A 25485-nucleotide genomic window follows, 5' to 3' on the forward strand; every position below is an offset into this window, starting at 1 on the left:
GTACACACTCTTCATGAAGGACTGACGACACATGGCACCCCACCCCCACCCCCAAGCCGCCGCTCTGCTCGCCCGGTCGCATCGGCTCGGCGCCGATCCCCGTAACACGAACTACGCGGGGGGCAACACGTCCGCGAAGGGCACCGACACCGACCCTGTCACCGGCGGTGACGTCGAGCTGATGTGGGTGAAGGGGTCCGGCGGGGATCTGGGAACCCTCACCGAGGCGGGGCTGGCTGTGCTGCGGCTGGACCGGCTGCACGCGCTGAAGGGTGTCTACCCGGGCGTCGAGCGCGAGGACGAGATGGTTGCCGCGTTCGACTACTGCCTTCACGGCAAGGGCGGCGCGGCCCCCTCCATCGACACCGCGATGCACGGTCTGGTCGACGCCGCTCACGTCGACCACCTCCACCCGGACTCCGGGATCGCGCTCGCCTGTGCGGCGGACGGGGAGAAGCTGACCGCCGAGTGCTTCGGCGACAGCGTGGTGTGGGTGCCCTGGCGGCGGCCCGGCTTCCAGCTGGGACTGGACATCGCCGCTGTGAAGGAGGCCAACCCGCAGGCGATCGGCTGCGTCCTCGGCGGGCACGGCATCACGGCGTGGGGTGCCACGGCCAAGGAGTGCGAGCGCAACTCGCTGCACATCATCCGTACCGCCGAGGCGTTCCTGGAGGAGAAGGGGAAGGCCGAGCCGTTCGGGCCTGTCGTCGAGGGGTACGGGGCGCTGGCCGAGGGTGAGCGGCGCGAGCGGGCCGCGGCCCTGGCGCCGTACATCCGGGCCGTCGCCTCCCAGGACAAGCCGCAGGTCGGCCACTTCACCGACTCTGACGTGGTTCTTGAGTTCCTGGCCCGGGCCGAGCACCCGCGGCTCGCCGCGCTGGGGACCTCCTGCCCCGATCACTTCCTGCGGACCAAGGTGGCGCCGCTGGTCCTCGACCTGCCGCCGACGGCAGGCCTGGACGAGGCCATCGCGCGGCTGAAGGAGCTCCACGCCGAGTACCGCGAGGAGTACGCCGCCTACTACCAGCGGCATGCGCTGCCCGACTCCCCCGCGATGCGCGGCGCCGACCCGGCGATCGTCCTCGTCCCCGGTGTCGGCATGTTCTCCTTCGGCAAGGACAAGCAGACCGCTCGGGTGGCCGGCGAGTTCTACGTCAACGCGATCAACGTGATGCGCGGCGCCGAGGCGGTCTCGACGTACGCGCCGATCGAGGAGTCGGAGAAGTTCCGCATCGAGTACTGGGCGCTGGAGGAGGCCAAGCTCAAGCGGATGCCGAAGCCCAAGCCGCTGGCCACCCGGGTGGCGCTGGTGACCGGCGCGGGCAGCGGCATCGGCAAGGCGATCGCGCACCGGCTGGCCGCCGAGGGCGCGTGCGTCGTCGTCGCCGACCTCAACGGCGACAACGCAGCTGCGGTTGCGGAGGAGCTGGGCGGCCCTGACAAGGCCGTCGCGGTCACCGTGGACGTCACCTCCGAGGAGCAGATCGCCGACGCGTTCAAGGCGGCGGTGCTCGCCTTCGGCGGCGTCGACCTGGTGGTCAACAACGCCGGCATCTCCATCTCCAAGCCGCTCCTTGAGACCTCGGCGAAGGACTGGGACCTCCAGCACGACATCATGGCCCGCGGCTCCTTCCTCGTCTCGCGCGAGGCGGCCCGGGTGATGGTCCAGCAGGAGCTGGGCGGCGACATCGTCTACATCGCCTCCAAGAACGCCGTCTTCGCCGGCCCCAACAACATCGCGTACTCCGCGACCAAGGCCGACCAGGCCCACCAAGTACGGCTGCTCGCAGCCGAGTTGGGCGAGCACGGCATCCGGGTCAACGGTGTCAACCCGGACGGCGTCGTGCGCGGCTCCGGCATCTTCGCGGGCGGCTGGGGCGCCCAGCGTGCGGCGACCTACGGCATCGAGGAGGAGAAGCTCGGCGAGTTCTACGCCCAGCGGACCATCCTCAAGCGCGAGGTGCTGCCCGAGCACGTCGCGAACGCCGTGTTCGCGCTGACCGGCGGGGAGCTGACGCACACCACCGGGCTGCACGTGCCGGTCGACGCCGGCGTGGCCGCCGCGTTCCTGCGATGAGCACCACCGTGAAGTCGTACGCCGCCGTCGACCTCGGCGCGTCCAGCGGGCGCGTCATGGTCGGCCGCGTCGGGCCGGACGCCCTGGAGCTGACCGAGGCGCACCGGTTCACCAACCGGCCGGTGCGCGTCCCCGAGGGCCTGCGCTGGGACATCCTGTCCCTGTACGCGGGGGTGCTCGACGGACTGCGCGCCGCAGGGCAGGTCGACTCGGTGGGCATCGACAGCTGGGCCGTGGACTACGGGCTCCTCGACACGGACGGTGCGCTGCTCGGCAATCCGGTGCACTACCGCGACGCGCGCACCGAGGGCGTGGCGGAGAAGGTGTGGGCGACGGTCCCGGCCGCGGAGCTGTACGCGGCCACCGGTCTCCAGTACGCGCCGTTCAACACGCTGTACCAGTTGACGGCGGCTCGCACCTCATCTCAACTGGCTCACGCTCAGCGGCTGTTGCTGATTCCCGATCTGCTGACGTACTGGCTCACGGGCGAGGCGGGCACCGAGCTCACCAACGCCTCGACCACCCAGCTGATCGATCCCCGGACGCGCGAGTGGTCGTACGACATCGCCTCCCGGCTGGGCATCGACCTGGACCTGTTCGCGCCGCTACGCCGGCCCGGCGACCCGGCGGGACTGCTGCGGCCGCAGGTGCTGGAGGAGACCGGGCTGACCGGCCCGGTCCCGGTGACCACGGTCGGCTCGCACGACACGGCCTCGGCGGTGGCCGCGGTGCCCGCCGGCTCCGGCGAGCGCTTCGCGTACATCTGCACCGGCACCTGGTCCCTGGCGGGTCTGGAGCTGGACGCGCCGGTCCTGTCCGAGGCGAGCCGGCTGGCCAACTTCACCAACGAGCTGGGCCTGGACGGCACCGTCCGCTATCTCCGCAACATCATGGGGCTCTGGCTGCTCCAGGAGTGCGTACGCGACTGGGGGCACCCCGACCTGGGGGAGCTTCTGCCGGCGGCCGCCGGGGTTCCGGCGCTGCGCTCGGTCGTGGACGCGGGCGACGCCGCCTTCCTCGCGCCGGGCCGTATGCCGGAGCGGATCGCCGACGCCTGCCGGGCCTCCGGTCAGCCGGTGCCGGAGTCCCGCGCCGAGATCACCCGCTGCATCCTGGACTCCCTCGCTCTCGCCCACCGCCGGGCCATCACCGAGGCCCAGTCGCTCGCCGACCACCCGGTCGACGTCGTCCACATCGTCGGCGGCGGCACCCGCAACGCCCTGCTCTGCCAGCTCACCGCCGACGCCTGCGGCCTGCCGGTCGTGGCGGGCCCGGCGGAGGCGGCCGCGCTCGGCAACGTCCTCGTCCAGGCCCGCGCCCACGGTCTTGTCGGCGACCGCTCGGCGATGCGTGGACTCCTCGCCCGTACGCAGCCGCTGGAGCGGTACATACCGCGGGGCGACACCGCGGCGTGGCGCGCGGCGGAGATCCGGATCACCGGCCGGTGAGCGGGACTCCCCCACGGCCCGTTCGGCGCGTAATGTGCACCCATCCGATGATCGAGCACAAGGAGCCGCGATGCGTGTCGCCCTGTTCCTGACCTGTGTCAACGACACGCTGTATCCGGACACGGGCCGCGCGGTGGTGAAACTGCTGACCAGGCTGGATGTCGACGTCGACTTCCCGATGGGGCAGACCTGTTGCGGGCAGGCCCACTACAACACCGGCTATCGCCATGAGGCCGAGCCACTGGCGCGGAAGTTCTCCGATGTATTCGGGGCGTACGAGGCGATCGTGACGCCCTCGGGATCGTGCGGCGCGATGGTGCGGGAGCTGTATCCGCGCATGGGCGAGCGGGCGCGGGCGGAGGGGCGCGGGGACACGCTCGCCACGGCGCTGGCGCCGGTGGTGCCGAAGACGTACGAACTGACCGAGTTCCTGGTGGACGTGCTCGGGGTGACGGACGTGGGCGCCTACTACCCGCACACCGTGACGTACCACCCCACCTGTCACGGCCTGCGCAGTCTGGGCCTGGGCGCCCGCCCGCGCCGGCTGCTGGAGGCGGTCAAGGGGCTCGAGCTGCGGGAGCTGCCCGGCGCCGAGGAGTGCTGCGGCTTCGGCGGGACCTTCGCCGTGAAGAACTCCGATGTCTCGGCGGCGATGGGCACGGACAAGGTGCGCAACGCCGAGTCGACCGGGGCCGAGGTGCTGTGCGCCGCCGACAACTCCTGTCTGATGCACATCGGCGGCACCATGACCCGGCTGAGGACCGGCATGCGGCCGGTGCACATCGCGGAGATCCTGGCGAGCACGGAAGAGGAGCCGCTGGTATGAGCGGGAGCACGAACGAGGAGACTGCCGCATGAGCGGGACGTTCGTCGGCATGCCGGCCTTCCCGGTGGCCGCGCACGAGGCCGTCAACAACCAGACCCTGCGCGGCAATCTCCGCCACGCCACGCACACGATCCGCGCCAAGCGGGCCAAGGCGGTCGCCGAGGTCTCCGACTGGGCGGAGCTGCGCGAGGCCGGCAAGGAGACCAAGGACCATACGCTCCGTCATCTCGACCGGTATCTCGTGCAGTTGGAGGAGTCGGTCGTCGCGGCCGGCGGCACCGTGCACTGGGCGGCCGACGCCGACGAGGCCAACCGGATCGTGGCCGATCTGGTCAAGGCCACCGGTGAGAGCGAGGTCGTCAAGGTCAAGTCCATGGCCACGCAGGAGATCGGCCTCAACGAAGCGCTGGAGGCCGAGGGCATCCACGCCTACGAGACCGATCTCGCCGAGCTGATCGTGCAGTTGGGCAAGGACCGCCCTTCGCACATCCTCGTCCCGGCGATCCACCGCAACCGTGGTGAGATCCGCGAGATCTTCGCCCGCGAGATGAGCGAGTGGGGCCGCCCGGCACCCGAGGGGCTCACCGACTCCCCCGCCGAACTCGCCGAGGCCGCCCGGCTGCACCTGCGCGAGAAGTTCCTGCGCGCCAAGGTCGGCATCTCCGGCGCCAACTTCATGGTCGCCGAGACCGGCACGCTGGTGGTCGTCGAGTCGGAGGGCAACGGCCGGATGTGCCTGACCCTGCCCGAGACGCTGATCTCGGTCGTCGGCATCGAGAAGATCGTGCCCACCTGGCGCGACCTGGAGGTCTACCTCCAGACCCTCCCCCGCTCCTCCACGGCCGAGCGCATGAACCCGTACACCTCGACGTGGACCGGCACCACGGACGGCGACGGGCCACAGAACTTCCACCTTGTGCTGCTGGACAACGGCCGCACCGACACCCTCGCCGACGAGGTCGGCCGCCAGGCCCTGCGCTGCATCCGCTGCTCGGCCTGCCTCAACGTCTGCCCCGTCTACGAGCGGGCGGGCGGCCACGCCTACGGCTCGGTCTACCCGGGCCCCATCGGCGCCATCCTCAGCCCCCAACTCCGGGGTACACAGAGCGAGATCGACGCCTCGCTGCCGTACGCGTCGAGTCTGTGCGGCGCCTGCTACGAGGTGTGCCCGGTCGCCATCGACATCCCCGAGGTGCTGGTGCATCTGCGGGAGCGCATCGCGCAGGGCGGCCCGGTGACACGGGACGGCAGCAAGGTGGTGCTGCAACCCGCGAAGGGGCACGCCGCCGAGCGGGCCGCCATGCGGGCGGCGCGCTGGGCGTTCAGCCATCCCGGCGCGCTGCGCACCGGCCAGCGGCTCGCGTCCCGCACCCGCCGCTTCCACCCGCGCACCCTGCCCGGTCCCGGCAAGGCGTGGAGCGACACCCGAGACCTGCCGGCGGTGCCCGCGGAGCCGTTCCGCGACTGGTGGCAGCGCACGCACGGCGGAAAGGACGCCAAGTGAGCAGCAGGGAACGGATCCTGGGCCGGGTGCGGCGCGCGCTCGCCGACGTACCACGGGACGACACGCCGTACGAACAGGCGCTTGAGCGGCGGTACCTGACCGAGCACGGCGAGCGGAGCGTCGAGCAGAGGGTGGATCTGCTCGCGGAGAATCTGGCGGACTACCGGGCGGTCGTGCACCGCTGCCCGGAGGGTGAACTCGGCACGGTGATCTCGGGGTTGCTGGCGGAGCGGAATTCGGCGTCCGTGCTCGTCCCGCCCGGTCTGGACGAAGCATGGCTGGCGGCCACAGAGGTCCCCCGTGTCACGGACCGGGCCGACAGCACACCGCACGACCTCGACCGCGTCACCAGCGTGGTCACCGCATGCGCGGTGGCCATCGCCGAGACCGGCACCATCGTGCTCGACGGCGGCCCCGACCAGGGCCGTCGCCGCATCACCCTGGTCCCCGACCACCACATCTGCGTCGTCCGAGTCCCCGACCAGGTCGTCGCCTCCGTGCCCCAGGCGCTCGAACGCCTCGACCCCGCCCGCCCGTTGACATGGATCTCCGGCCCGTCGGCGACCAGCGACATCGAGCTGGACCGGGTCGAAGGAGTACACGGGCCGCGCACGTTGGAGGTCATCCTGGTGACCTGAGGACGCCGGTGCCGATTCCGGGGTCGGGACGGGGGCCCGTATGCAGTTCATCGAGGTGACCGAGCTGGCCGGGGTGCGCTCGGCAGTCATACGGTTCCGCGGGCCGGGCACGGAGCTCGGCTTCACGCTCTTCCCGATGATCCATCTGGGCGAGCCGGGCTTCTACCGGGAGGTGGCGGCCCGGCTCCGCCGCTGCGACCTGGTCATCGCGGAGGGCGTCGGGTCCGGCTCGCCGGCCGCGGAGGCCCTGACGGCGTCGTACACCCGGCTGGACGGGCACGAGCGGCTGGGGCTCGTCGTCCAGGACATCGACTACAACACGCTCGGCGTGCCCGTGGTGTGCCCCGACATGTCGGGCGCGGAGTTCGAGGACCGCTACCGGCGTCTGCCGTTGCGGGAACGTGCGGTGCTGGCCGCGGTGATCCCGGCGGTCACGGCGGGCATGCGCCTGTTCGGCACCCGCCGCTACCTGGCCCGGCATCTGACCACCGAGGATCTGCTGAGCGACGCCGAGGAGGCGGCGCTCGACACCCTGCCGGGCCTGGACGACCTGGTGATGCGGCGCCGCGACCGGCTGCTGGTGCGCACACTCACCGAGTACCACCGCGCCCACACCGCGCGGACCGGCCCGTTCGTCATCGGAATCGTCTACGGCGCCGAGCACATGCGCGCGGTCTCCGACGCGCTGACCGGGCTGGGCTACCACGCCGCGGACGCCGAGTGGGTGAACGTCTTCGCGCTGGACCCGCCGGACGGTGCCGGGTCCGGTTCCTCGTGAGCCCGGGAGGACGCCGGGGCCTCGTGCGTGCCCGCTTCTAGCGTCCGTCGGCTGCGGTCCGCCCGGTGATCCGTACGGCGGGATCGAGGCACCAGTCGAGGACCGACGGCCAGGAACCGTAGCCCGCGTCCAGGTCGAGGTGGCGGCCGCCCGGTACGACATCGGTGTCGAGGCCGAGGGGCAGGCCGTAGTGGTGGGCCGCGCCGCCCGGGCAGTACGGGTCGTCGTCCGCCGCCACCAGCCGGGTCACGCCCGCGGCGGCCTTCACCTCTGCGGCGGTGACGTCCGGCCTGGCGAACGCGGAGACCTCCTCATAGCCGGCGAGCACATCGGCGGACGGGGGTGCGACCAGGAGGACCCGGTCGGCCCGGACTGTGCCGCGGGCAGCTGCGTGCAGCCACAGGGGGACGGCGAGGCTGTGGCAGACGACCACTCGCTCGTGCCCTGGCCCCTGGGAGTTCCAGTCCGCGCCGAGGAAGGCGTGCAGCACCGCGAGCCATACATCCAGGTCCGGGTCGTCGGGGTCCGGGAGCTGGGGGTAGGTCACGCGGTGGCCGCGGGCGGCCAGTTCGTCGGCGAGGGCGCGCTGCCAGTGGCCGTCGGGCCGGTGGTTCTGCCAGCCGTGCAGGATCAGGAAGGAACGGGCCACCGGGGTCGAGACAGGGTCCGCGGTTCGGTTGGAGGTCATGGAAGTGATCGTCTCTTCCGCCTCCCCGCAGGTCCAGTTAATGTTTCTCGGTGGAACGGATAAGCGGAACCTTCAGTATTGACCTGCGCCGCCTCGGTGCCCTGCGGGAGCTGGACCGTCGGGGCAGCCTGGCGAAGGCGGCTGAGGCGATGCATCTGACGCCCTCCGCGGTGTCGCAGCAACTCGCCGCTCTCTCACGCGAGTTGGGTGTGCCGTTGATCGAGCGGCAGGGGCGGGGCGTTCGACTCACCGGGCAGGCGCGGGTCGTGCTCCGGCACGCGGATGTCATCGCCGCCCAGTTGGAGCGGGCGCGCGCCGATCTCGTGGACTGGGGGCTCGGTCAGCGCGGCGCCCTGACCATCGGGGCCTTCTCCAGCGCGATCTCGGGGCTGCTGCCCACCGTGCTGGCCGATCTGGCCGTGACCCGTCCGGATCTCGACATCGCCGTGGTGGAGGCCGAGCCGCCGGATCTGTTCACGCGGCTGGACGCGGGGGACGTCGACCTGGCGGTGGCCGTGGACTTCGCCGAGGCACCGCCGTTCACCGATCGCCGGTACGCCCGGACCGATCTGCTCGTGGACATCCTCGACGTCGCATTGCCCGCCTCGCACCGCCTCGCCCACCTCGACCGGATCCCGCTGCGGGAGCTCGCCGCGGAGCCCTGGATCGTCGGGGACGCCCGCAGCTGCTGCGGCGCGGTGACCCGTTCGGTGTGCGCGGCCGGCGGATTCACCCCGGAGATCCGGCACGCCGTGAACGACTGGCAGTCCCTCGCGGCCCTCGTCGCGGCGGGGGCAGGCGTGGCACTCGTACCGCGTCTGGTGCAGCCACTGCACCGGCCCGGTCTGGTGCTGCGCGAACCGGAGGGGCAACCGCCGAGCCGTCATGTGTTCGCGGCGGTGCGGGCGGGCGCCGAGGCGGACCCGGTGCTGACCGTCGTACGCGAACGGCTGGCAGCGGCGGGCGAGTTGGCCGGTCGAAACGGTCGGCATCACGCCTAGGGCCTGTTCGGCCGGACAGCACACCTAGCCGCGCGGTCCTGGCTGCTTGTTCGTGGCCTCGTGGCCCAACAGGCCGTACACCCAGCGCTCGTTGAAGCCCGCCACGAAGCCGATGGCGCACCAGAATTCCCAGAAGGCGGTGCCGTTGCCGGCGGTGGCCGCACCTCCGTGCGCGGGGCACATGTCTGCGGTGGTGGCCGGGATGTCGACCACGGTGACGAAGCCGGCGCTGAGCAGGAGTAGGTGGCCATTGCCAGGAACCAGCCGCCGAAGACCCGGTAGGCGCCGACGCCTCCGCACACGAGCGCACCCGTCAGGCTCCAGCGGTCGGTGCAGTTCAGGGTGACGCCGATGGCACCGAGCAGCTTCTCGCCGAACAGCAGCGGCACGAGCAGCAGCGCCACACCGAGGCCGAGGCCGAAGTTGAGCCCGCGTGCGACGGCCAGTTCGCCGTCCTGGTTGAGCCTGACCTCGATGCGGTCGATCTCCCGGTCCAGATACTCGATCAGGTACTCGCTGGGTTCCTTGTCGCCCAGCCGCTGGTCACACAGCACGTTGCGCAGCACGCTCTGTATCGTGGCCTTCAGACCCCTGCGCGTCCTGTCCTGGAAGGCGCGCTGCGCATCGCCGCAGAGCGGTTGCAACTCCATCTGCTGTCTGGGAAACGCGTCGCCGAACCTCGTATAGGCATCCCGCAAGTCGGGATCCACCAGGTCCAGCAGCCCTTTGGGCTCCAGCTCGACGCTCGCGCCCTCGATCGTTTCACGTCATCCCTGCCGCCTCGTCCGGTGACCTCCCCCGTTGTCCTTCTGGTGACCCGTACGGGGTGTTGCTGGGTACACCCGGCGATACGGGTTCTGCGCCCAGTGTGGTCCCGCCGCCGTCTCCGTAGCGTCTTGGACGAGGCACAGGGCGTGCCGGACGGAGAGTGATGACGATGTTTCGCAGGTCGGCACGGAGCACGAATGATTCGGGACCCGCCGGAGAGGCTCTGCGGCTGGTCAAGGTCAGCAAGACCTACGGTTCCGCGGAGAACACCGTGACCGCGCTGGACGGGGTCACCCTCAGCCTGGCGCGCGGCACGTTCACCGCGGTCATGGGGCCTTCGGGATCCGGCAAGTCCACGCTGCTCCAGTGCGCCGCCGGGCTCGACCGGCCCGACAGCGGGCTCGTGCGAGTCGACGGGGCGGAGATGACGGGCGGCGGCGAGGCGGCGCTGACGAAGTTCCGGCGCAGCCGGATCGGCTTCGTGTTCCAGCAGTACAACCTGCTCCCTACGCTCACCGTGGCGCAGAACACCGTCCTGCCGCTGAAGCTGGCGCGGCGGCGTATCGACAAGGCGCGGGTCCGGGAGGTCCTGACGTCGGTCGGTCTCGGCGACCGGCTCGGGCACCTGCCCGACCAGCTCTCCGGCGGTCAGCGGCAGCGGGTCGCCATCGCCCGGGCCCTGGTCACCGAGCCCAGCGTGATCTTCGCGGACGAGCCGACCGGCGCGCTGGACACCCGCAGCGCGCGGGATGTGCTGCGGCTGCTTCAGGAAGCGGTACGGGTGCACGGCAGGACCGTCGTCATGGTGACGCACGACCCGGTCGCCGCCTCGTACGCCGACGCCGTCGTGTTCCTGGCCGACGGACGGTTCGCCGGTGGCATGGAGGCCCCGACGGCCGGCGCGGTGGCAGAGCGCCTCGCCCACCTGGGCGACGACGTGCTGGTGGGGGTGTGAGCCATGTTCGCTCTGGCCCTTCGCTCGATCCGCAAGCGCCCCGGGCGCTTCACCGCGACCCTGCTGTCCGCCTTCCTCGGCGCGGCGATCATCATGACCTTCAACTCCCTGCACGACACGGCGGGACAGCCCGGCGTCGACGCGCAGAGCGCCGAGTCCCTGTCCACCGCGGCGAACGTGGTGGGCGGCTACGGCACCCTGCTGGTGTTCTTCGCCGTCGCCTCCACTCTCACCGTGAACGTCCGTCAACGCGCCTCTGAGATCGAGCTGTTGCGCTGCTCGGGGGCGACCCCGGCGCAGATCAAGCGGATGGTTGTCGGCGAGTCGGTGGCGGTCGCGCTGGTGGGGGCTCTGCTGGCGATCGGTCCCGCCATGCTCGGCGGCCGGGCGCTGCTGGACGTCTTCCAGAACAGCGGTCAGGTCGACCGGTCCGTGGACTACTCCTTCGGAGTCGTCGCGTTGATGTCGGGCATCGACATCACGGTGCTCGCGGCGGCGGGCGCTGCCTTCCTCGCGGTGCGCCGGGCGACACACGGCCGCCGGAACCGCGGCCGGGCCCGGAAGTTCCTCGCCTGCGCCGCCCTGGTCGTCGGCGGCGTGTCGGTCTGCTCGACCTTCGCCTTCTCCGCCACGGCCGCCGCGCTGATGGCGCCTGCCGCCTACGGGGCGATCCTGCTGTCCGTCGGGTTCGCGCTCTTCTCGCCGAGGCTGCTGCGGGGCCTGCTCGACCTGCTCCCGCTCTCCGGGCCGAGTGGCTATGTCGCCGTACGGAACATGCGGCGGCGTGCGGCCGAACTCTCCGGTGTCCTGATGCCGCTGATCCTCTTCACGGCCATCGCGACGGCGACGCTCTACATGCAGGGAGTCGAGAGCGACGCCATCGCGGCCTCGGGCGTGCCGAAGTCCATCGACGCGAAGAACCTCGAAACACTCAACCTGGTGGTCGTCGGCATCATCGTGGCCTTCTCCTGCATCATGCTGGTCAACTCCCTGTATGCGGCGACGACTTACCGCACCCGGGAGTTCGGCGGCCAGCGCCTGGCGGGGGCCACGCCGAACCAGGTGCTCGGGATGGTCGGTGTCGAGGGGCTGATCCTGACGGTCACCGGCGTCTTCTTCGGCACGGTCGCGGGCCTCGCCGGGATCCTCCCCTTCACGATCGTCCGCACGGACTCCGTCCTCCCCGACCAGGGGCTGGGGATCTGGCTCTCCGTCGTCGCGGTCGCGGCGGCGGTGACGCTGGGCACGAGCCTGGTGACGGCCCGGCGGGCGCTGCGGACACCGGCGGTGGAGGCGGTGGCGCTGGCCGCGTGAGTGACATCCGACGGGAGGGAGGGGCAGGCGCCGCGGCGCCTGCCCCTCCCTCCCGTCGGATGTCACTCGTCCCGGTCGAGGAGTCCCGACGTCGCGAGCAGATAGCCCAGTTGGGCCCGGCTGCCGCTGCCCAGATGGTCGGAGACCTTGCGGATGTGCTCGGCCACGCTGCGGCGGCTCATGCCGAGGCGGCGGGCGATGGCGCTGTCCGTCTCACCGGCGACCACCGCGCGCAGGATGCTCTGGCGCAGGTCGGTGGTGACGACCGGGCTGCGCTGCGCCGGGTCCTCGGCCCGCACCGGCACCGAGCGCTCCCAGACCTGGTCGAAGAACCGGACGACGAAGCGCACCACGGCGGGGTCCCTGATCTGCAGCGCTCCGGCGCTCGCGTCCTCGGACAGCGGGATGAAGGCGACTTCCCGGTCGCAGACGATGACGCGTTCGAGGATCTCGGCCAGCGTGCGCACCTCGGCGCCGGCGGCCGTGACCTGCTCGATGTAGGCCATCGTCGGCCGGTGGGTGTAGACGGTGTGCTGGTAGATGGTGCGCTGGCGCACGCCCCGGCCGAGCGCCCGCAGGTCGCGGCCCAGGGCGTCATGGAGCGCCGACTCCGAACGCCCGCCGCCCGGTTGGGCCGTGAGCAGTTCCTTGCGGCAGCCGCCGACCGCCACCTCCAGGGCCGCGTTGATCGCGGCCTTCCCGGTCAGCCGGACCGTCAAGGGCTGTGCCGCGTCCTGCTCCTGGGAGTACACCGACTCGAAGGAGGCCAACCGGGCCTGAACCGCGCGGAGTTTCCTGCGCTGCTCGGCCATCTGGTCCTCGATCGGGCCCACCACGGCGAATCGCGCCCCCTCCGGTGGAACGGGCACACAGAACCCGGGCGCGTCCTCGTCGTCCACGACGAGGTGGAGGTCGTACAGGCAGCGCGGTATCGCGTCGCGGCGCACGCGCCCCTCGCGCAGGGCGGTGCGGTAGGCCAACAGGGCCTTCTCGCACGGCCTTTCGGGGCACGATTCGTCGCAATCCGGGGTCCGTGCACCGAAATGATCACGCTTCACAAGTGTGCAGATTACATTCGTGAGCCGCTGCCCCGGGGGTCATTTCGATGCCGCCTGCCTAGCGTGCCGGGAGACCGTTCCACATCAGGTGTCCCAGCTCGGGCGCCCTTGTGTTCGCGAAGGAAGTCACTCATGTCCGAGTCCGCACGGCACGACGGTGTCCTGGCCCCGGAGTGTCCGTGACGCCCGACGTGGCGGCGACCCGCGAGCGCAAGTACCGGATCCTGGTGGCCGGTTACGCGATCTCGTCCTACGGCAGCTTCCTCAACATGGTGGCGCTCAACCTGTATGTGTACGCCATCACCGACCGGGCGCTGGCCGTCGGCGTGTTCATGGCCGTACGGCTCGCGGCGGGCTTCGTGGCGGGGCTGCTCGCCGGGACGATCCTGGCCCGCTGGTCGGCGAAGGGCACCATGTTCTGGGTGAACCTGGTGCAGGCGGCGGCGCTGCTGCTCCTGATCACGGCGCCCGAGGGGCTCCGTACAGCCGCGGTGTTCGCCGTCTCGGCGGTGGCCGGGGTCACCGGCACCCTGTTCATGGTCGCCTTCCGCGGTACGGTCATTCCGGACGTCGTCGAGGAGAGCCGCCGCACCTGGGCCAACTCGCTGATGGTCAGCTGGCGTTCGATGGCGATGGTGGCGGGGTTCGCGTCGTCGGGTGTCGTGGTGTCGCTGCTCGGCTACACCGCCGCCTTCCTCGTCGACATGGCCACCTTCCTGGTCTGCGCCGCGACCGTGGCCCTGCTTCCGGCCTCGCCCCGCACCACGGAGCGGGCCGACGACGAGAAGGGGAGCGGCGACGAGAAGCCGAAGCGCCGACTGCCCGCCGCGGTGATCGCGGTGGCCGCCGCACCCGTCCTCGGACTGATGGTGCTGCTGCGCGGCGTCGACGCCCTGGGCTCGTCCTCCCACAACGCGGCCCTGCCGGTGTACTCGACCGATCTGGACACCGACAGCCCCGCCGTGTTCGTCAGTGTCTTCTGGTGCGTGTGGGCATTGGGCAACGTCCTGGTGCAGCAGGTGATCCAGCGGTACACGAAACGGACCGGGCGGGCCGTCGGCGCGCTGGGCTTCGGGATCGGCACCATAGCGATGTCCGCCGGGTTCATCCTGGCCTTCGCCGGGTTCCCCTGGGTCGTGACGGTGCTGGTCGCCCTGGTGGCGGGCGCGGCCGACGGGCTCACCGAGGTGTCGTACACCTCCCATCTCCAGGGTCTGCCGGACGCCTTCCGTACCCATGCCTTCGGGCTGTCCGCCACAGTGGAGAGTCTCGGCTTCGGCGTCGGCATGATCGCGGTCGGCGCGGCGCTCGATGTCTTCAGCCCGTTGTCGGTCGTGGCGGTCGCGCACGGCGCGGCCATCGCCATCGCCGTGGTGTTCGTGGCCCTGGTGCTGAGACAGCGGACCGGCAGCGAAGCCCTGTCGGAGCACACGTCGGAGAGGGGGAACTCGGGTGCGGGACCGGCGTGTGGCGGTCATCGGGATGGCGCTGAGGTTTCCGGGGGCTGAGACGCCCGAGGAGTACTGGCACGACATCGCGACCGGCGTGTCGCATGTACGGCCTTTCACGCAGGCCCAGTTCGCGGCTGCGGGCATCCCGGGGGACGTGTATGGCGACCCGGACTTCACCGGCGCCAGCGCGCTGCTGGACAACGTCGACGGGTTCGACGCCGGGTTCTTCGGGATGAGCGGGCGCGAGGCCACGCTGACCGATCCGCAGCAGCGGCTGTTCCTGGAGTGCGCGCACCACGCGCTGGAGGACGGGGGTTACGCGGGGTCCGGCGATCGCGTCGGGGTGTACGCCAGCATCGGCTACCGCCTGTACTCCCTGCACAGCTACCTCGCCTCCAACATCCGCGACCTCGGCGGTGACGACTGGATCTCGGTGAAGCAGATCCAGGTCGGCAACTACCCTGATTTCACGGCCAATCGAGCCGCCTTCCGGCTCGGACTGCGCGGGCCCGCGATCAATGTGGCCACCGCCTGTTCTAGCGCCCTCGTCTCCGTCCACCTGGCCTGTCAGGCGCTGCTGGCGGGCGACGCGGACCTGATGGTGGTGGGCTCCGCCGCGCTGCATCTGCCGCAGATCACCGGGCACCGCCATGTGCGGGGGTCCACCATTTCGAAGAGCGGTGCGGTACGGGCCTTCGACGCGGCGGCGGACGGCACGGTCGGCGGCAACGGCGTGGCCGCCGTGGTCCTCAAGCCGCTGGCACAGGCGCTGGCCGACGGCGACACCGTGCACGCCGTGGTGCTGGGCTCCGCGGTCACCAACGACGGTGCGGAGAAAGGCGGGTTCGCGGCTCCGGGGGTCGCGGGCCAGCGCGACGCGGTGCTCCACGCGCTCGACCGGGCCGGCATCGACGCCGACTCGGTCGGATACCTGGAGGCGCACGGCACCGGAACCCTCAAGGGCGACCCCATCGAATTCGCCGCGCTCACCGAGGCGTTCCGCCGGCACACGGACCGCACCGGCTTCTGCGCCCTCGGCTCGACAAAACCCGCCATCGGGCATCTGGACAGTGCCGCGGGTCTGGCCGGGCTGATCAAGGCGATCCTGGTGCTGCGCCACGGCGTCATCCCGCCGCTGGTGAACTTCAGCCGCCCCAACCCCAGACTCGGCGTCGAGGACAGCCCGTTCACGCTGCCGCGACGCGCCACTCCCTGGCCGGTGAACGGGCCCCGGCGGGCGGGCGTGCACTCCATCGGCATGGGCGGAACCAACGCGCACGTGATCCTGGAGGAGGCCCCGGCACCCGTCGCACGCCCTGCGGCCACCGCGCCCGTGCCCGCTCTCCTCCCGCTGTCGGCGCAGACCCCCGAGGCTCTGGTGGCGTGCGCGCGGTCCTTCCGCGATGCGCTGGCCGCCCGCCCGGGCATCGACCCCGCCGATCTCGTGACCACAGCTGCGCTCGGCAGGCGGCAGTTGCGCCACCGGCTCGTGATCACGGCGCCAGTGGACGCAATGGTCGGCGCGCTCGACGCCTACCTGGCGAGCCCTGAGGGGGCCGACAGGCAGAGATACGTCGTGGGCACGGTGGAGGCCGCAGCAACGCCCGCGTTCGTCTTCAGCGGTCAGGGCGGGGGCGGTCCCGCGATGGCCGCCGAGCTCGCGCGTCGTTTCCCGGTGGTGGCCGATGCCCTGGAGGAGTGCGCCCGCGTCCACGAACAGGAGACGGGCGAGCACGTCTTCCTCGACCGGCTCGTCGGCGGCGCCGGGCCCGCGCAGTGGGACACCGCGTTCGCCCAGCCCGCGCTGTTCGCCCTCCAGGTGGCGCAGGCCCGGCTCTGGCAGCAGTGGGGTGTGCGACCCTCCGCGGTCGCCGGACACAGCGTCGGGGAGTACGCGGCGTTGTGCGTGGCCGGAGCCCTGTCGGTGGAGGACGGCATGCGGTTGCTGTGCCATCGGGGGCGGCTCATGCAGCGCACGCAACGGGGCGCCATGCTTGCGGTGTTCGCGGGCAGGGATCGTGTGCGGCAACTCTTCACAGATGTCAGCCAGTTGGCGTTGGGGCCGCTGGAGCTCGCCGTGTCCAACGGGCCCGGACATCAGGTTGTCGCGGGATCCCCTGCGGCGGTGGAGGCGGCCCGAGAGTGGCTGGCGGCGCATGATGTGAGGGGCGAACTGCTGCCTGTGGACCGCGCCTTCCACACAGCCCTGCTGGACCCCGTGCTCGACGAACTCCGCGAGGCCGCCGAGAAGACCCAACTCCAGCCCTTGGAGGTCGAGTTCGTCAGCGGACTCGACGGGATGACCCATCCGGCGGGCTGGCTGCCCGACGCGGACCATCTCGTACGGCAGGCCCGGCACACCGCCGACTTCCATGCCGTACTGCTGACGCTCGCCCCTGCGGACATCCTTGTCGAACTCGGCCCCGGTGCCCCACTGACCGGAATGGCCCGCCGGGCACTGCCCGACACCCCTTGCGTACCCACCCAGCGCCCCGGGCTCGGCACGGACGCGCTGTGGGCGGCGGTGGCCCGGCTGCACTGCGTGGGTGTCGCCATCGACTGGGCGGCCCTGCTGGAGGGGTGCGGGGGACGGCGGATCCCCCTGCCCACGTATCCGTTCCAGCACCGGTCGTACTGGATCGGCCCGCCTCCCCCGGCTCCCCCGACACCGGTGCCGGACCGTACGCCGATGCCGGACCGTACGCCGGTGCCGGACCGTACGCCGGGAGTCGACACACCCGCACCCGAATCCACTGTGGAGGCCGACGTGAGCGAACACGCAGTACTCGAGCGGGTACTCGATCTGACCGCGCAGCACCTGGGCCACGATCGGGCAGGCCTGCGAGCCGGGGAGACATATGTCGGCCTCGGCGCCGACTCGCTGCAACTCATCGGCATGCTGAAACAGTTGGAGGGTGAATTCGGGGTGCGGCTCACTGTGCGGGAGTTCATGGAGGAGGCGGGGACGCCGGGGCTGACGGCACGGCTGATCGCGTCCCGCTCGGGGCGGCCGGAACGGCTCTCTCCGGAGCCGGCAGCCACCTCAGCCCCGGCGCCCGCCGAAACCCCCGTTCCAGCCACACCAACCCCATCGAACGACACCGCACCCCCCTCCTACGCCACCCGCGCCGAGATCGCCGAACTCGGCCGTCAGATCGACCTTCTCGCCGAGACCCAGGCCACGCTGATCACCCAGCTCTCGGAGGCCGTCGCCCTCCTCAACGCCGAGCGGGCCCGATGAGCCCGACCGCGGCGGACCGGGCCGCGGAACTCTCCCGGAAGCTCACGGCGCAACTCTCCGCGGCGAAAGGCCGTACCACCCCCTCCCCCGAGGTGCACGGCCCCCGCGTCACCCTCCCCGAAGGCTCCGGCATGGCCGGTGACACGGCGGACGAGGCGCAGCGCGCGCATGCCGACGACCTCACGCGCCGCCTGATCGAGCGCACCCACACCTCCAAGGGGCTTGCGCAGGAGCGGCGTTCAGTGCTGGCGGACAGCCGGGCGGTGGTCGGGTTCCGGCGCTCCACCAAGGAGACGCTGTACCCGATATCGGCCCGCTCGGCGCGCGGCGCACGTCTGACGGACGTGGACGGCAACGAGTACACCGACATCACGATGGGGTTCGGCTCCCTGCTGTTCGGCCACGAGCCGGAGTTCGTCACGCGGGCTGTGCGTGAACACCTCGACCAGGGGCTGCGGTTCGGACCCCGCCCCGTCGAGGCCGGTGAAGTCGCCCAGTTGCTGGCGGACTTGACGGGCCTGGAGCGGGTGGCGTTCGCGGCCTCCGGCACCGAGGCCAACTCGGCCGCGATCCGGCTCGCCCGCGCCGCCACCGGACGCGACCGGATCGTCATGTTCCGCGGTTCGTACCACGGCCACATCGACTCCGTGCTCGGCCGCCCGGGGCCCGACGGCGGGCGGGCCGTCCCCGTCTCGTGCGGCATCCCCGACAGCGCCGTGTCCGAACTGATCGTCCTCGAATACGGCAGCCAGGAAGCCCTGGACACCATCGACGCGCTAGGTGACTCCATCGCCGCGGTGCTCGTCGAACCGGTCCAGTGCCGCAACCCCGCCCTGCGCCCGGTCGCCTTCCTGCGCACCCTGCGCGAGCTCACCCACCGCCGGGGCATCGTGCTGCTCTTCGACGAGATGCTCACCGGCCTGCGCCCCCATCCGCGGGGCGCCCAGCACCACTTCGACGTGGTCCCCGACCTGGCCACCTACGGAAAGGCGCTCGGCAGCGGCTATCCGATCGGCGCGATCGCCGGCCGCGCCGACCTCATGGACGGGATCGACGGCGGCTTCTGGCGGTATGGCGACGACAGCCGGCCCATGGCCGAGACCACGTTCTTCGGCGGCACCTACCTTCAGCATCCGCTGTCGATGGCGGCCGCCAAGGCCGTGCTCACCCATCTCGTCGCCGAGGGCCCCCAACTCCAGCAGCGGCTGAACGCCCGCACCTACGCCCTCGCCACCGACCTCAACGGCTTCTTCCGGGACGAGGAATTCCCCCTGGAACTCGCCCACTTCGGGTCGATGTTCCGCTTCACCCACCGCGCCGACATGGAACTGCTCTACCAGCACCTGCTGGTGCGCGGCATCTACGTGTGGGAGTGGCGCAGCTTCTATCTCTCCACCGCCCACACCGACGCCGACATCGAGCACGTGGCGGACGCGGTGAAGGACTCACTGCGCGAGCTGCGCCGCGCCGGCTTCTTCCCGGCGTCCCGGCCACGCCCCGCGGCGAGGCCGCCCCGCCGCCGCCCGGCGCCCGACTTCGGCGTGTACTTCTTCGGGGACTACCCCGAGAGGGAGGGTGCGCCCCGCCCGGCCGACGCCTACGACCACATCATCGAGACGGCTCGCTTCGCCGACCAGCACGGCTTCAGCTCTCTGTGGCTGCCCGAGCGGCACTTCCACTCCTTCGGCGGTCTCTTCCCCAACCCGGCGGTCCTGGCGTCCGTCCTCGCGCGCGAGACCAGCCGCATCCGGCTCAACTCCGGTTCCGTCGTGCTGCCGTTGCACGATCCCGTCCGCGTGGCCGAGGAGTGGTCGGTCGTCGACAACCTCTCGGGCGGCCGGGTCGGTCTGGGCTGCGCCACCGGCTGGCACGCACGGGACTTCGCGCTGCATCCGGACCGTTTCGCCCGGCGCAAGGAGATCGCCTTCGCCCACCTCGACGACGTACGGACGCTGTGGGCCGGTGGCACGGTGCGCCGCCCGACCGGCGAGGGCGAGGAGACCGACGTACGGATCCATCCGCGCCCGGTGCAGAAGATGCCGCCGATGTTCCTCGCCACGTCGGGGCGGCGTGCCTCGTACGAGGACGCGGGACGGCGCGGGCTCGGGATCGTCACGAACCTGATGAACCAGTCCGTCGAGGAGCTGGCGGAGAACGTCCGGCACTACCGCAAGGCCCGCGAGCAGTACGGCCTCGACCCCGACGAGGGCCGCGTGACCGTCCTCCTGCACACCTACCTCGGCGAGGACCACGCCACCGCGCGCGCCGAGGCGCTGGAGCCGATGACCCGCTATCTGCGCTCCTCGCTCCAGATGCGCTCCGCGGCGAGCGCGCTCGGCACCGGCCCGCAGGACGTGGCGGCGGCGAGCGAGGAGGACCTCGACTATCTGTTCCGCCGGGCCTATGACCGGTACTGCGACGAGCGGGCCCTGATCGGCACGCCCGACAGCTGCTCCCCTCTCGTGGAGGCCCTGAGGGAGGCGGGGGTCGACGAGATCGCCGCCCTCGTCGACTTCGGCCTGCCGGCCGACCGGATGTGCGCGGGCCTTGAGCACCTCAACGCGCTGCGCACGCGCCACCAGGAAGTCGATCACGGCGGCGTACACGAGGTGTCCGCCCCCGCGACCGACGCCCAGCGCAGGCTCTGGCTGGCCGCCCAGCTGATCGGTGACCCTGCCGCGTACAACGAGGTCCAGGCGGTGCGCCTGCGCGGTGTGCTGGACGAGACGGCCCTGCGCACCGCCGTGGCCGGTCTCGTCGAGCGGCACACCGGGCTGCGCACCGTGTTCCGGACGGGTGGTGCGGACGAGACGGTCCAGCAGGTCGTACGGCCCGGTGCGGGCGCCGCGCTCCAGGTGACCGACGCCCAGGGGCAGGACCCGGACGCGGCCGTCGCCGCGCTGCTGCGCGAGGAGAGCACGCGGCCCCACGACCTGGCCGAGGGCCCGCTGTTCGTGCCGCGACTGCTCAGGCTTGCACCGGACGACCACGTCCTCGCCTTCGGGCTGCACCACCTCGTCACCGACGCCCACTCCGCCGGAATCCTCGCCGGCGACCTCGAAGAGCTGTACACGGCCGCGGTGGAGGGCCGCCCTGCCACGTTCGCGCGTCCGGCCGGCAGCACGCTCGATGCCGTACGGCAGGACCCTGATCCAGCGGATCTGGACTGGTGGCGCCGGTACCTCGACCCGCTCCCGCCCGTTCCCGCACTGCCCACGGACCGGCCGCGCGGTCGCAGGGTCGCGGGACGCGGTGCGGCGGCCGAGGTCGCCCTCGATGAGCAGCGGGCGGCCGGGCTGCGGGAGTGGAGCGGCCGGCAGGGCGTCACGCTGTTCGCCACACTGCTGACCGCCTGGCAGCTGGTGTTGCGCGAGCGCTCGGGCCAGGACGAGTTCACCGTCGGCTCGACCTTCGGCGGGCGCACTCCCGCCACCGCCGACACCGTCGGCTTCCACGTCGCCGTACTCCCCCTGCGTGCCGCACTCACGGCGACGACGCCCCTGCGCGCTGCCGTACGGGCCACCCGCGACGCTCTGTTCGAGGCGGAGGCGCATCAGCACGTCGACCTCGACGCGCTCCTCGCGGCCGTCCACCCCGATCCCGGCAACCCGCGCCCGCTGATCACCGTGTCCGCGGACCTGGACACGGCACCACTGGCCGGGGTCCGGCTGCCGGGGCTGCGCGCCGAGCAGGTCGACGGGGGGACCGAATCGGCGCCGCTGGAGCTGGGGTTGATGGTCATCCGCACCTCCGGCGGGCTACGACTGCGCATCCGCTACGACGCCGATCTCTTCGACGCCGAGACGGTCCGGGGCTACCTGGACGACCTCGACCGGATCCTTCGGGCCATGACGAGCGGCGACGCCGTACTGGTGCGGGACACGAAGCCCGCCGAACCGCTCCAGGACACGCGACCCGTGGAGTCGATCCAGGACACGAAGGTCACCGCGCCGCTCCAGGACACGGACATCGCCGCGGTGTCCTTCAAGGAGACGCTGCGCTCGATCTGGGCGGCGGTGCTCGGCGTCGACGGCGTGCCCGACGACGCCAACTTCTTCGACCTGGGCGGCAGTTCCATCGCGGCGATCCGGCTCGGCAACCGCGTTCGCGACGCTCTGCACGTCGAGTTCTCGCTCGGGGACTTCTTCGCGGACGCGACCTTGGCCGGGATGATCCGGACGCTCGCACCCGACGGCGGTTCGGAAGCGCCCGAGTCAGCCGAATTCGAGGTCGTCGACCGCGCCCCCGCCACCGACCAGCAGACCCGTATGGCCGCCGCCCACAACGCCACTCTCCAGCCCCAGGTCTGGAACGTGCCGACCCGGATCCGCTTCACCGGCCCGCTGAACCCGGACGCACTCCGCACGGCGCTCGCCGAGCTGATCGACCGGCACCACGCCCTGCGCACCCGCTATGTCCAAGGCGGCGACGGCAGTTGGTGGCAGGAGGTGGTCGCCGCTCCCCGACTCCGGCTGCAACTGGACGACTTCAGCAGACTCCCGGAGGACCGGCGCACGGCCCGCGTCGACAAGGCCTGCCGCGCCATGGCCGCGGTGCCCTTCGACCTGGCCCGTCCCGCGCTGCCCCGGCTGCGGCTGATCCGCGCCGGGGAGGACGAGTGGGTCCTCATGTTCGTGACGCACCACATCTGCACCGACGGCTGGTCCCATTCGATCCTGCTGTCGGAGCTCGCCGAGCTGTACACCGCGGCCGTGTCCGGCACTCCGCACAGCCTCGCCGCACCCTCGTCCCAGCCCACGGAGTACGCCCGCCGCCAGCGGGAACGGAAGGACCCGCGGGCGCAGGCCGAGCGCGCCGCCCGCTGCGTCGCGTATCTCGACGGCGTGCCGAGCCGTGTGGAGATTCCCACGGACCGGCCCCGACCGGAACGGCTCAGCGGCGACGGCGACACGATCCGGAGCCGGGCAACCGGTGAACTCCGGGCACGCATGGAGGAGTTCGCGGCTTCCCGGCACGTGACGCCGTTCGCGGTCGCCGCGACCGGGCTCGGGCTGCTGCTCGCCCGGCTCTCCGGGCAGCGCGACGTCCTGCTGGGCGTCCCGTACGCCAACCGGCAGGGCAGCGACACCGAATCGCTGGTCTGCATGACCACCACGACCGTCCTGGTGCGGGTGCGCGTCGAACCGGACGAGAGCTGCGCCGAGCTGGTCTCCCGTACCGGCGCCGGGGCACTGTCCGTCATGGCGAACGTCCTGCCCACCACACAGGTCCTCCAGGCGATGCGGGACAGCGGCGCACGCGAGGTGCCGGAGATCGTGGCCAACGCCCTCGCCTTCCAGAACACCGACGATCTCGACATCGAGATACCGGGCCTGAGCGTCGACGTGGACGACCTGGCACCGCCGGTGTCCCGCGCGGAACTGACCTTCGGCCTCGCCCCGCGCCGCGATCCCGCCCACGGCTACCGCGCCTTCCTCGAATACTCGTCCGACCTGTGGGACAGAAAGACCGCGGAGGGCCTGCTCGCCGACTATCTCGCCCTGCTCGAAGACCTGTGCGCCCACCCCGACCGGCAGGCCCACGCACTGCTCACCCCTCACACGCCGACCGGAGAGACCTACCCAGGATGACCAACGCCACGGATCCCAGGCACATCGAGGACCTGCTCGCCTTCCTCGAGGGCAGCTCCTCGCCCTACCACGCCGTGGCGCAGGCCGCGCACCGGCTGGAGAAGGCCGGCTTCAAGGAGCTGCGGGAGACGGAGGAGTGGACCGGGCACACCGGCGGCTGCTTCGTCGCCCGCGGCGGCGCCCTCCTCGCGTGGTACGTCCCCGCGGACGCGCCCGCCCACGCCCCGTTCAGGATCGTCGGGGCCCACACCGACTCCCCGAACCTGCGGGTCAAGCCGACACCGGACACCGGGTCCGCGGGCTGGCGCCAGATCGCCGTGGAGGTCTACGGAGGCGTCCCGCTCAACACCTGGCTCGACCGCGATCTGGGCGTCTCCGGACGGCTGACCCTGCGCGACGGCACCGCGCGGCTCGTCAAGATCGACGAACCGCTGCTGCGCGTACCGCAGTTGGCCATCCACCTGGACCGCTCGGTCAACGACGGGCTCGCCCTGGACCGGCAGCGGCAGACCCAGCCGATCTGGTCGCTGGGCCGCCCGGAGCGGGGCGCGCTGCTGCGCCGGATCGCGTACGAGGCCGGTCTGGACGCCTCCGACATCCTCGGCTGGGACCTGATGCTGCACGACATCCAGGCGCCGTCCCTGCTGGGTGCGGAGCGGGAGTTCCTGGTCTCCGCCCGCCTCGACAACCTGGTGTCCGTGCACGCGGGGGTGTCCGCGCTGACGTCGGCCGCCGACGACTGGTCGGGCGACGGGGGCGCCGCGCTGGTGCCGGTGCTCGCCGCCTTCGACCACGAGGAGGTGGGCAGCGGTTCCGAGACGGGTGCGCAGAGTCCGCTGCTTGAACGGGTGTTGAGCCGTTCCGTCGCCGCCCGAGGCGGCAGCGGCGAGGACTGGTCGCGGGCGCTCGCGGGCACGATCTGCGTCTCCGCGGACATGTCGCACGCGGTGCACCCCAACTACAGCGAGCGCCACGACCCGGACAACCATCCGCTGCCGGGCGGCGGCCCCGTCGTCAAGGTCAATGTCAACCAGCGGTACGCCACCGACGGCACAGGTTTCGCCGCCTTCGTGAGCGCCTGTGAGCGGGCCGACGTGCCGTGGCAGCGGTTCGTGTCCAACAACGCGATGCCCTGCGGCACGTCGATCGGGCCGATCACCGCGGCTCGGCTCGGTGTGACCACCGTCGACGTGGGGGTGCCGGGGCTCTCCATGCACTCGGCGCGCGAGCTGGTCGGGGCCGCCGATCCCGGGTATCTCGCCCGGGCGCTGCGGGAGTTCGTGATGACCGGCTGACCCGGCGACCCCGTATTTGGCCGGTCCGACGTGAGCACCTGAGCAGGAGAGGCGGAACGTGTCCGCAAGAAACTTCACCCTCAAGGGCGCCGACCCCGAGGCCGCGACGCTGCGCCTGCTGATCGTCCCGCATGCTGGGGCCGGGGCGGCGAGCGGTCTGGGGTTCGCGGGGCACGCCCCGGGCGACTGGCTGGTGGCGACGGCCCGGCTGCCCGGCCGGGAGTCCCGTGTCCGGGAAGCCGTCCCGGGGCTTCCCGGACTGGTGGCCGACGTCGTGGCCACAATCCGCGCGCTGCCCGGGACGGCCCCGCTGCTCGTGGTCGGGGTGTGCTCGGGTGCGGTGATCGGTCTGGAGGCCGTACGCGAGATCGAGCGCTCCGGCGACGGGGAGGTGGCGGGCTTCGTCGTCGTATCGCAGTGGGCGGTGAACGAGGCGCCCGATCCGGCGCGCCGTCTCCTGCGGGACACGGACGACCCGGCCGAAGTCCTGGACATCCTGCGGGAATTCGACGGCGTCCCGGAGTCGCTCGCCGCGCAGCCGGAGATGCTCGGGCTGGTCCTGCCGGCGATCGTGGCGGACATCCGGGCCGTCGAGGCCTACGTCGCCGATCCCGCCGTCGCGGCCGTCAGATGTCCGCTTCTTGCCGTGTTCGGCGACGAGGACGAGCTGTGTCCCGAGGAGCGCACCGCCGACTGGTCGCTGTTCAGCGCGTACACGCGGACGGTCTGGCTGCCCGGCGGTCACCTGCTCCTGGCGGACGAACCCGCACTGCTGGCGGAGGCGATCGCCGACCATCGCGACCACTTCACGGCCGCCCAGCTCCAGATCTGACGCCCGCTCACTTCGAGCCC

17 protein-coding genes are annotated in these 25485 nt (G+C 71.7%); 14 read left to right on the plus strand and 3 right to left on the minus strand.

The window, feature by feature from the left end:
* Window positions 1-31 precede the first annotated feature (31 nt).
* The 6 genes from AB5J56_RS04675 (at window position 32) to AB5J56_RS04700 (ending at window position 7271) form a co-directional block, all read left to right on the plus strand.
* A complete protein-coding gene (locus AB5J56_RS04675; RefSeq protein ID WP_369230316.1) occupies window positions 32-2077 on the plus strand; it encodes a bifunctional aldolase/short-chain dehydrogenase in 2046 nt (681 codons plus the stop codon).
* Window positions 2074-3525, plus strand: a complete 1452-nt coding sequence (locus AB5J56_RS04680; protein WP_369230318.1) for a rhamnulokinase family protein — start codon at window positions 2074-2076, stop codon at window positions 3523-3525. The genes AB5J56_RS04675 and AB5J56_RS04680 overlap by 4 nt, the downstream gene beginning before the upstream one ends.
* A gap of 70 nt (window positions 3526-3595) precedes the next feature.
* Window positions 3596-4351 carry a (Fe-S)-binding protein gene (locus AB5J56_RS04685; protein WP_369230320.1) on the plus strand — a complete coding sequence of 252 codons (756 nt, stop codon included), beginning with the start codon at window positions 3596-3598 and terminating at the stop codon, window positions 4349-4351.
* A 28-nt stretch (window positions 4352-4379) separates the two neighbouring features.
* Complete coding sequence (locus AB5J56_RS04690) at window positions 4380-5855, plus strand: LutB/LldF family L-lactate oxidation iron-sulfur protein (RefSeq protein ID WP_369230322.1); 1476 nt, start codon at window positions 4380-4382, stop codon at window positions 5853-5855.
* A complete protein-coding gene (locus AB5J56_RS04695; RefSeq protein WP_369230324.1) occupies window positions 5852-6493 on the plus strand; it encodes a lactate utilization protein C in 642 nt (213 codons plus the stop codon). The genes AB5J56_RS04690 and AB5J56_RS04695 overlap by 4 nt, the downstream gene beginning before the upstream one ends.
* A gap of 40 nt (window positions 6494-6533) precedes the next feature.
* On the plus strand, window positions 6534-7271 hold the full coding sequence (locus tag AB5J56_RS04700) for a hypothetical protein (RefSeq protein ID WP_369230326.1): 738 nt from the start codon (window positions 6534-6536) through the stop codon (window positions 7269-7271).
* Between the two features lie 37 nt (window positions 7272-7308).
* Here the strand turns inward: AB5J56_RS04700 and AB5J56_RS04705 are convergent, their stop codons facing one another.
* Window positions 7309-7959, minus strand: a complete 651-nt coding sequence (locus AB5J56_RS04705; RefSeq protein WP_369230328.1) for an RBBP9/YdeN family alpha/beta hydrolase — start codon at window positions 7957-7959, stop codon at window positions 7309-7311.
* 50 nt (window positions 7960-8009) lie between these two features.
* Between AB5J56_RS04705 and AB5J56_RS04710 the strand changes: the two genes are divergently transcribed.
* Window positions 8010-8960, plus strand: a complete 951-nt coding sequence (locus AB5J56_RS04710) for a LysR family transcriptional regulator (protein WP_369230330.1) — start codon at window positions 8010-8012, stop codon at window positions 8958-8960.
* Here AB5J56_RS04710 and AB5J56_RS04715 read toward each other — a convergent pair.
* Complete coding sequence (locus AB5J56_RS04715) at window positions 8957-9670, minus strand: hypothetical protein (RefSeq protein WP_369230332.1); 714 nt, start codon at window positions 9668-9670, stop codon at window positions 8957-8959. The genes AB5J56_RS04710 and AB5J56_RS04715 overlap by 4 nt on opposite strands.
* Before the next feature lie 227 nt (window positions 9671-9897).
* Between AB5J56_RS04715 and AB5J56_RS04720 the strand changes: the two genes are divergently transcribed.
* Window positions 9898-10683 (plus strand): ABC transporter ATP-binding protein, encoded by a 786-nt coding sequence (locus AB5J56_RS04720; RefSeq protein ID WP_369230335.1) that lies wholly within the window; start codon window positions 9898-9900, stop codon window positions 10681-10683.
* A 3-nt stretch (window positions 10684-10686) separates the two neighbouring features.
* Window positions 10687-11997 carry an FtsX-like permease family protein gene (locus AB5J56_RS04725; protein ID WP_369230337.1) on the plus strand — a complete coding sequence of 437 codons (1311 nt, stop codon included), beginning with the start codon at window positions 10687-10689 and terminating at the stop codon, window positions 11995-11997.
* Between the two features lie 62 nt (window positions 11998-12059).
* Here the strand turns inward: AB5J56_RS04725 and AB5J56_RS04730 are convergent, their stop codons facing one another.
* Window positions 12060-12977 (minus strand): LuxR C-terminal-related transcriptional regulator, encoded by a 918-nt coding sequence (locus AB5J56_RS04730; protein ID WP_369230339.1) that lies wholly within the window; start codon window positions 12975-12977, stop codon window positions 12060-12062.
* A 257-nt stretch (window positions 12978-13234) separates the two neighbouring features.
* Here AB5J56_RS04730 and AB5J56_RS04735 point away from each other — a divergent pair, with 257 nt between their 5' ends.
* The 5 genes from AB5J56_RS04735 to AB5J56_RS04755 are packed head-to-tail and all read left to right on the plus strand — an operon-like array spanning window position 13235 to window position 25465.
* On the plus strand, window positions 13235-14563 hold the full coding sequence (locus AB5J56_RS04735; protein ID WP_369230341.1) for an MFS transporter: 1329 nt from the start codon (window positions 13235-13237) through the stop codon (window positions 14561-14563).
* Window positions 14508-17747: a type I polyketide synthase gene (locus AB5J56_RS04740; RefSeq protein ID WP_369230343.1), complete on the plus strand. Its 3240-nt coding sequence runs from the start codon at window positions 14508-14510 to the stop codon at window positions 17745-17747. The genes AB5J56_RS04735 and AB5J56_RS04740 overlap by 56 nt, the downstream gene beginning before the upstream one ends.
* Entirely contained in the window at window positions 17744-23338 is a 5595-nt protein-coding gene (locus AB5J56_RS04745; protein WP_369230345.1) for a MupA/Atu3671 family FMN-dependent luciferase-like monooxygenase, read from the plus strand. The genes AB5J56_RS04740 and AB5J56_RS04745 overlap by 4 nt, the downstream gene beginning before the upstream one ends.
* Window positions 23335-24633: a M18 family aminopeptidase gene (locus AB5J56_RS04750; RefSeq protein WP_369230347.1), complete on the plus strand. Its 1299-nt coding sequence runs from the start codon at window positions 23335-23337 to the stop codon at window positions 24631-24633. The genes AB5J56_RS04745 and AB5J56_RS04750 overlap by 4 nt, the downstream gene beginning before the upstream one ends.
* A 58-nt stretch (window positions 24634-24691) precedes the next feature.
* Window positions 24692-25465, plus strand: a complete 774-nt coding sequence (locus tag AB5J56_RS04755) for a thioesterase II family protein (RefSeq protein WP_369230349.1) — start codon at window positions 24692-24694, stop codon at window positions 25463-25465.
* Window positions 25466-25485 lie beyond the last annotated feature (20 nt).

Source organism: Streptomyces sp. R21 (assembly GCF_041051975.1).
Taxonomy (GTDB): Bacteria; Actinomycetota; Actinomycetes; order Streptomycetales; family Streptomycetaceae; genus Streptomyces.

Excerpts from the sequence above, each read along its gene's own strand:
- AB5J56_RS04690 (WP_369230322.1), top strand. The coding sequence starts at position 4,380 with ATGAGCGGGACGTTCGTCGGCATGCCGGCCTTCCCGGTGGCCGCGCAC.
- AB5J56_RS04705 (WP_369230328.1), bottom strand. The coding sequence starts at position 7,959 with ATGACCTCCAACCGAACCGCGGACCCTGTCTCGACCCCGGTGGCCCGT.
- AB5J56_RS04750 (WP_369230347.1), top strand. The coding sequence starts at position 23,335 with ATGACCAACGCCACGGATCCCAGGCACATCGAGGACCTGCTCGCCTTC.
- AB5J56_RS04675 (WP_369230316.1), top strand. The coding sequence starts at position 32 with ATGGCACCCCACCCCCACCCCCAAGCCGCCGCTCTGCTCGCCCGGTCG.
- AB5J56_RS04685 (WP_369230320.1), top strand. The coding sequence starts at position 3,596 with ATGCGTGTCGCCCTGTTCCTGACCTGTGTCAACGACACGCTGTATCCG.
- AB5J56_RS04680 (WP_369230318.1), top strand. The coding sequence starts at position 2,074 with ATGAGCACCACCGTGAAGTCGTACGCCGCCGTCGACCTCGGCGCGTCC.
- AB5J56_RS04720 (WP_369230335.1), top strand. The coding sequence starts at position 9,898 with ATGTTTCGCAGGTCGGCACGGAGCACGAATGATTCGGGACCCGCCGGA.
- AB5J56_RS04700 (WP_369230326.1), top strand. The coding sequence starts at position 6,534 with ATGCAGTTCATCGAGGTGACCGAGCTGGCCGGGGTGCGCTCGGCAGTC.
- AB5J56_RS04745 (WP_369230345.1), top strand. The coding sequence starts at position 17,744 with ATGAGCCCGACCGCGGCGGACCGGGCCGCGGAACTCTCCCGGAAGCTC.
- AB5J56_RS04725 (WP_369230337.1), top strand. The coding sequence starts at position 10,687 with ATGTTCGCTCTGGCCCTTCGCTCGATCCGCAAGCGCCCCGGGCGCTTC.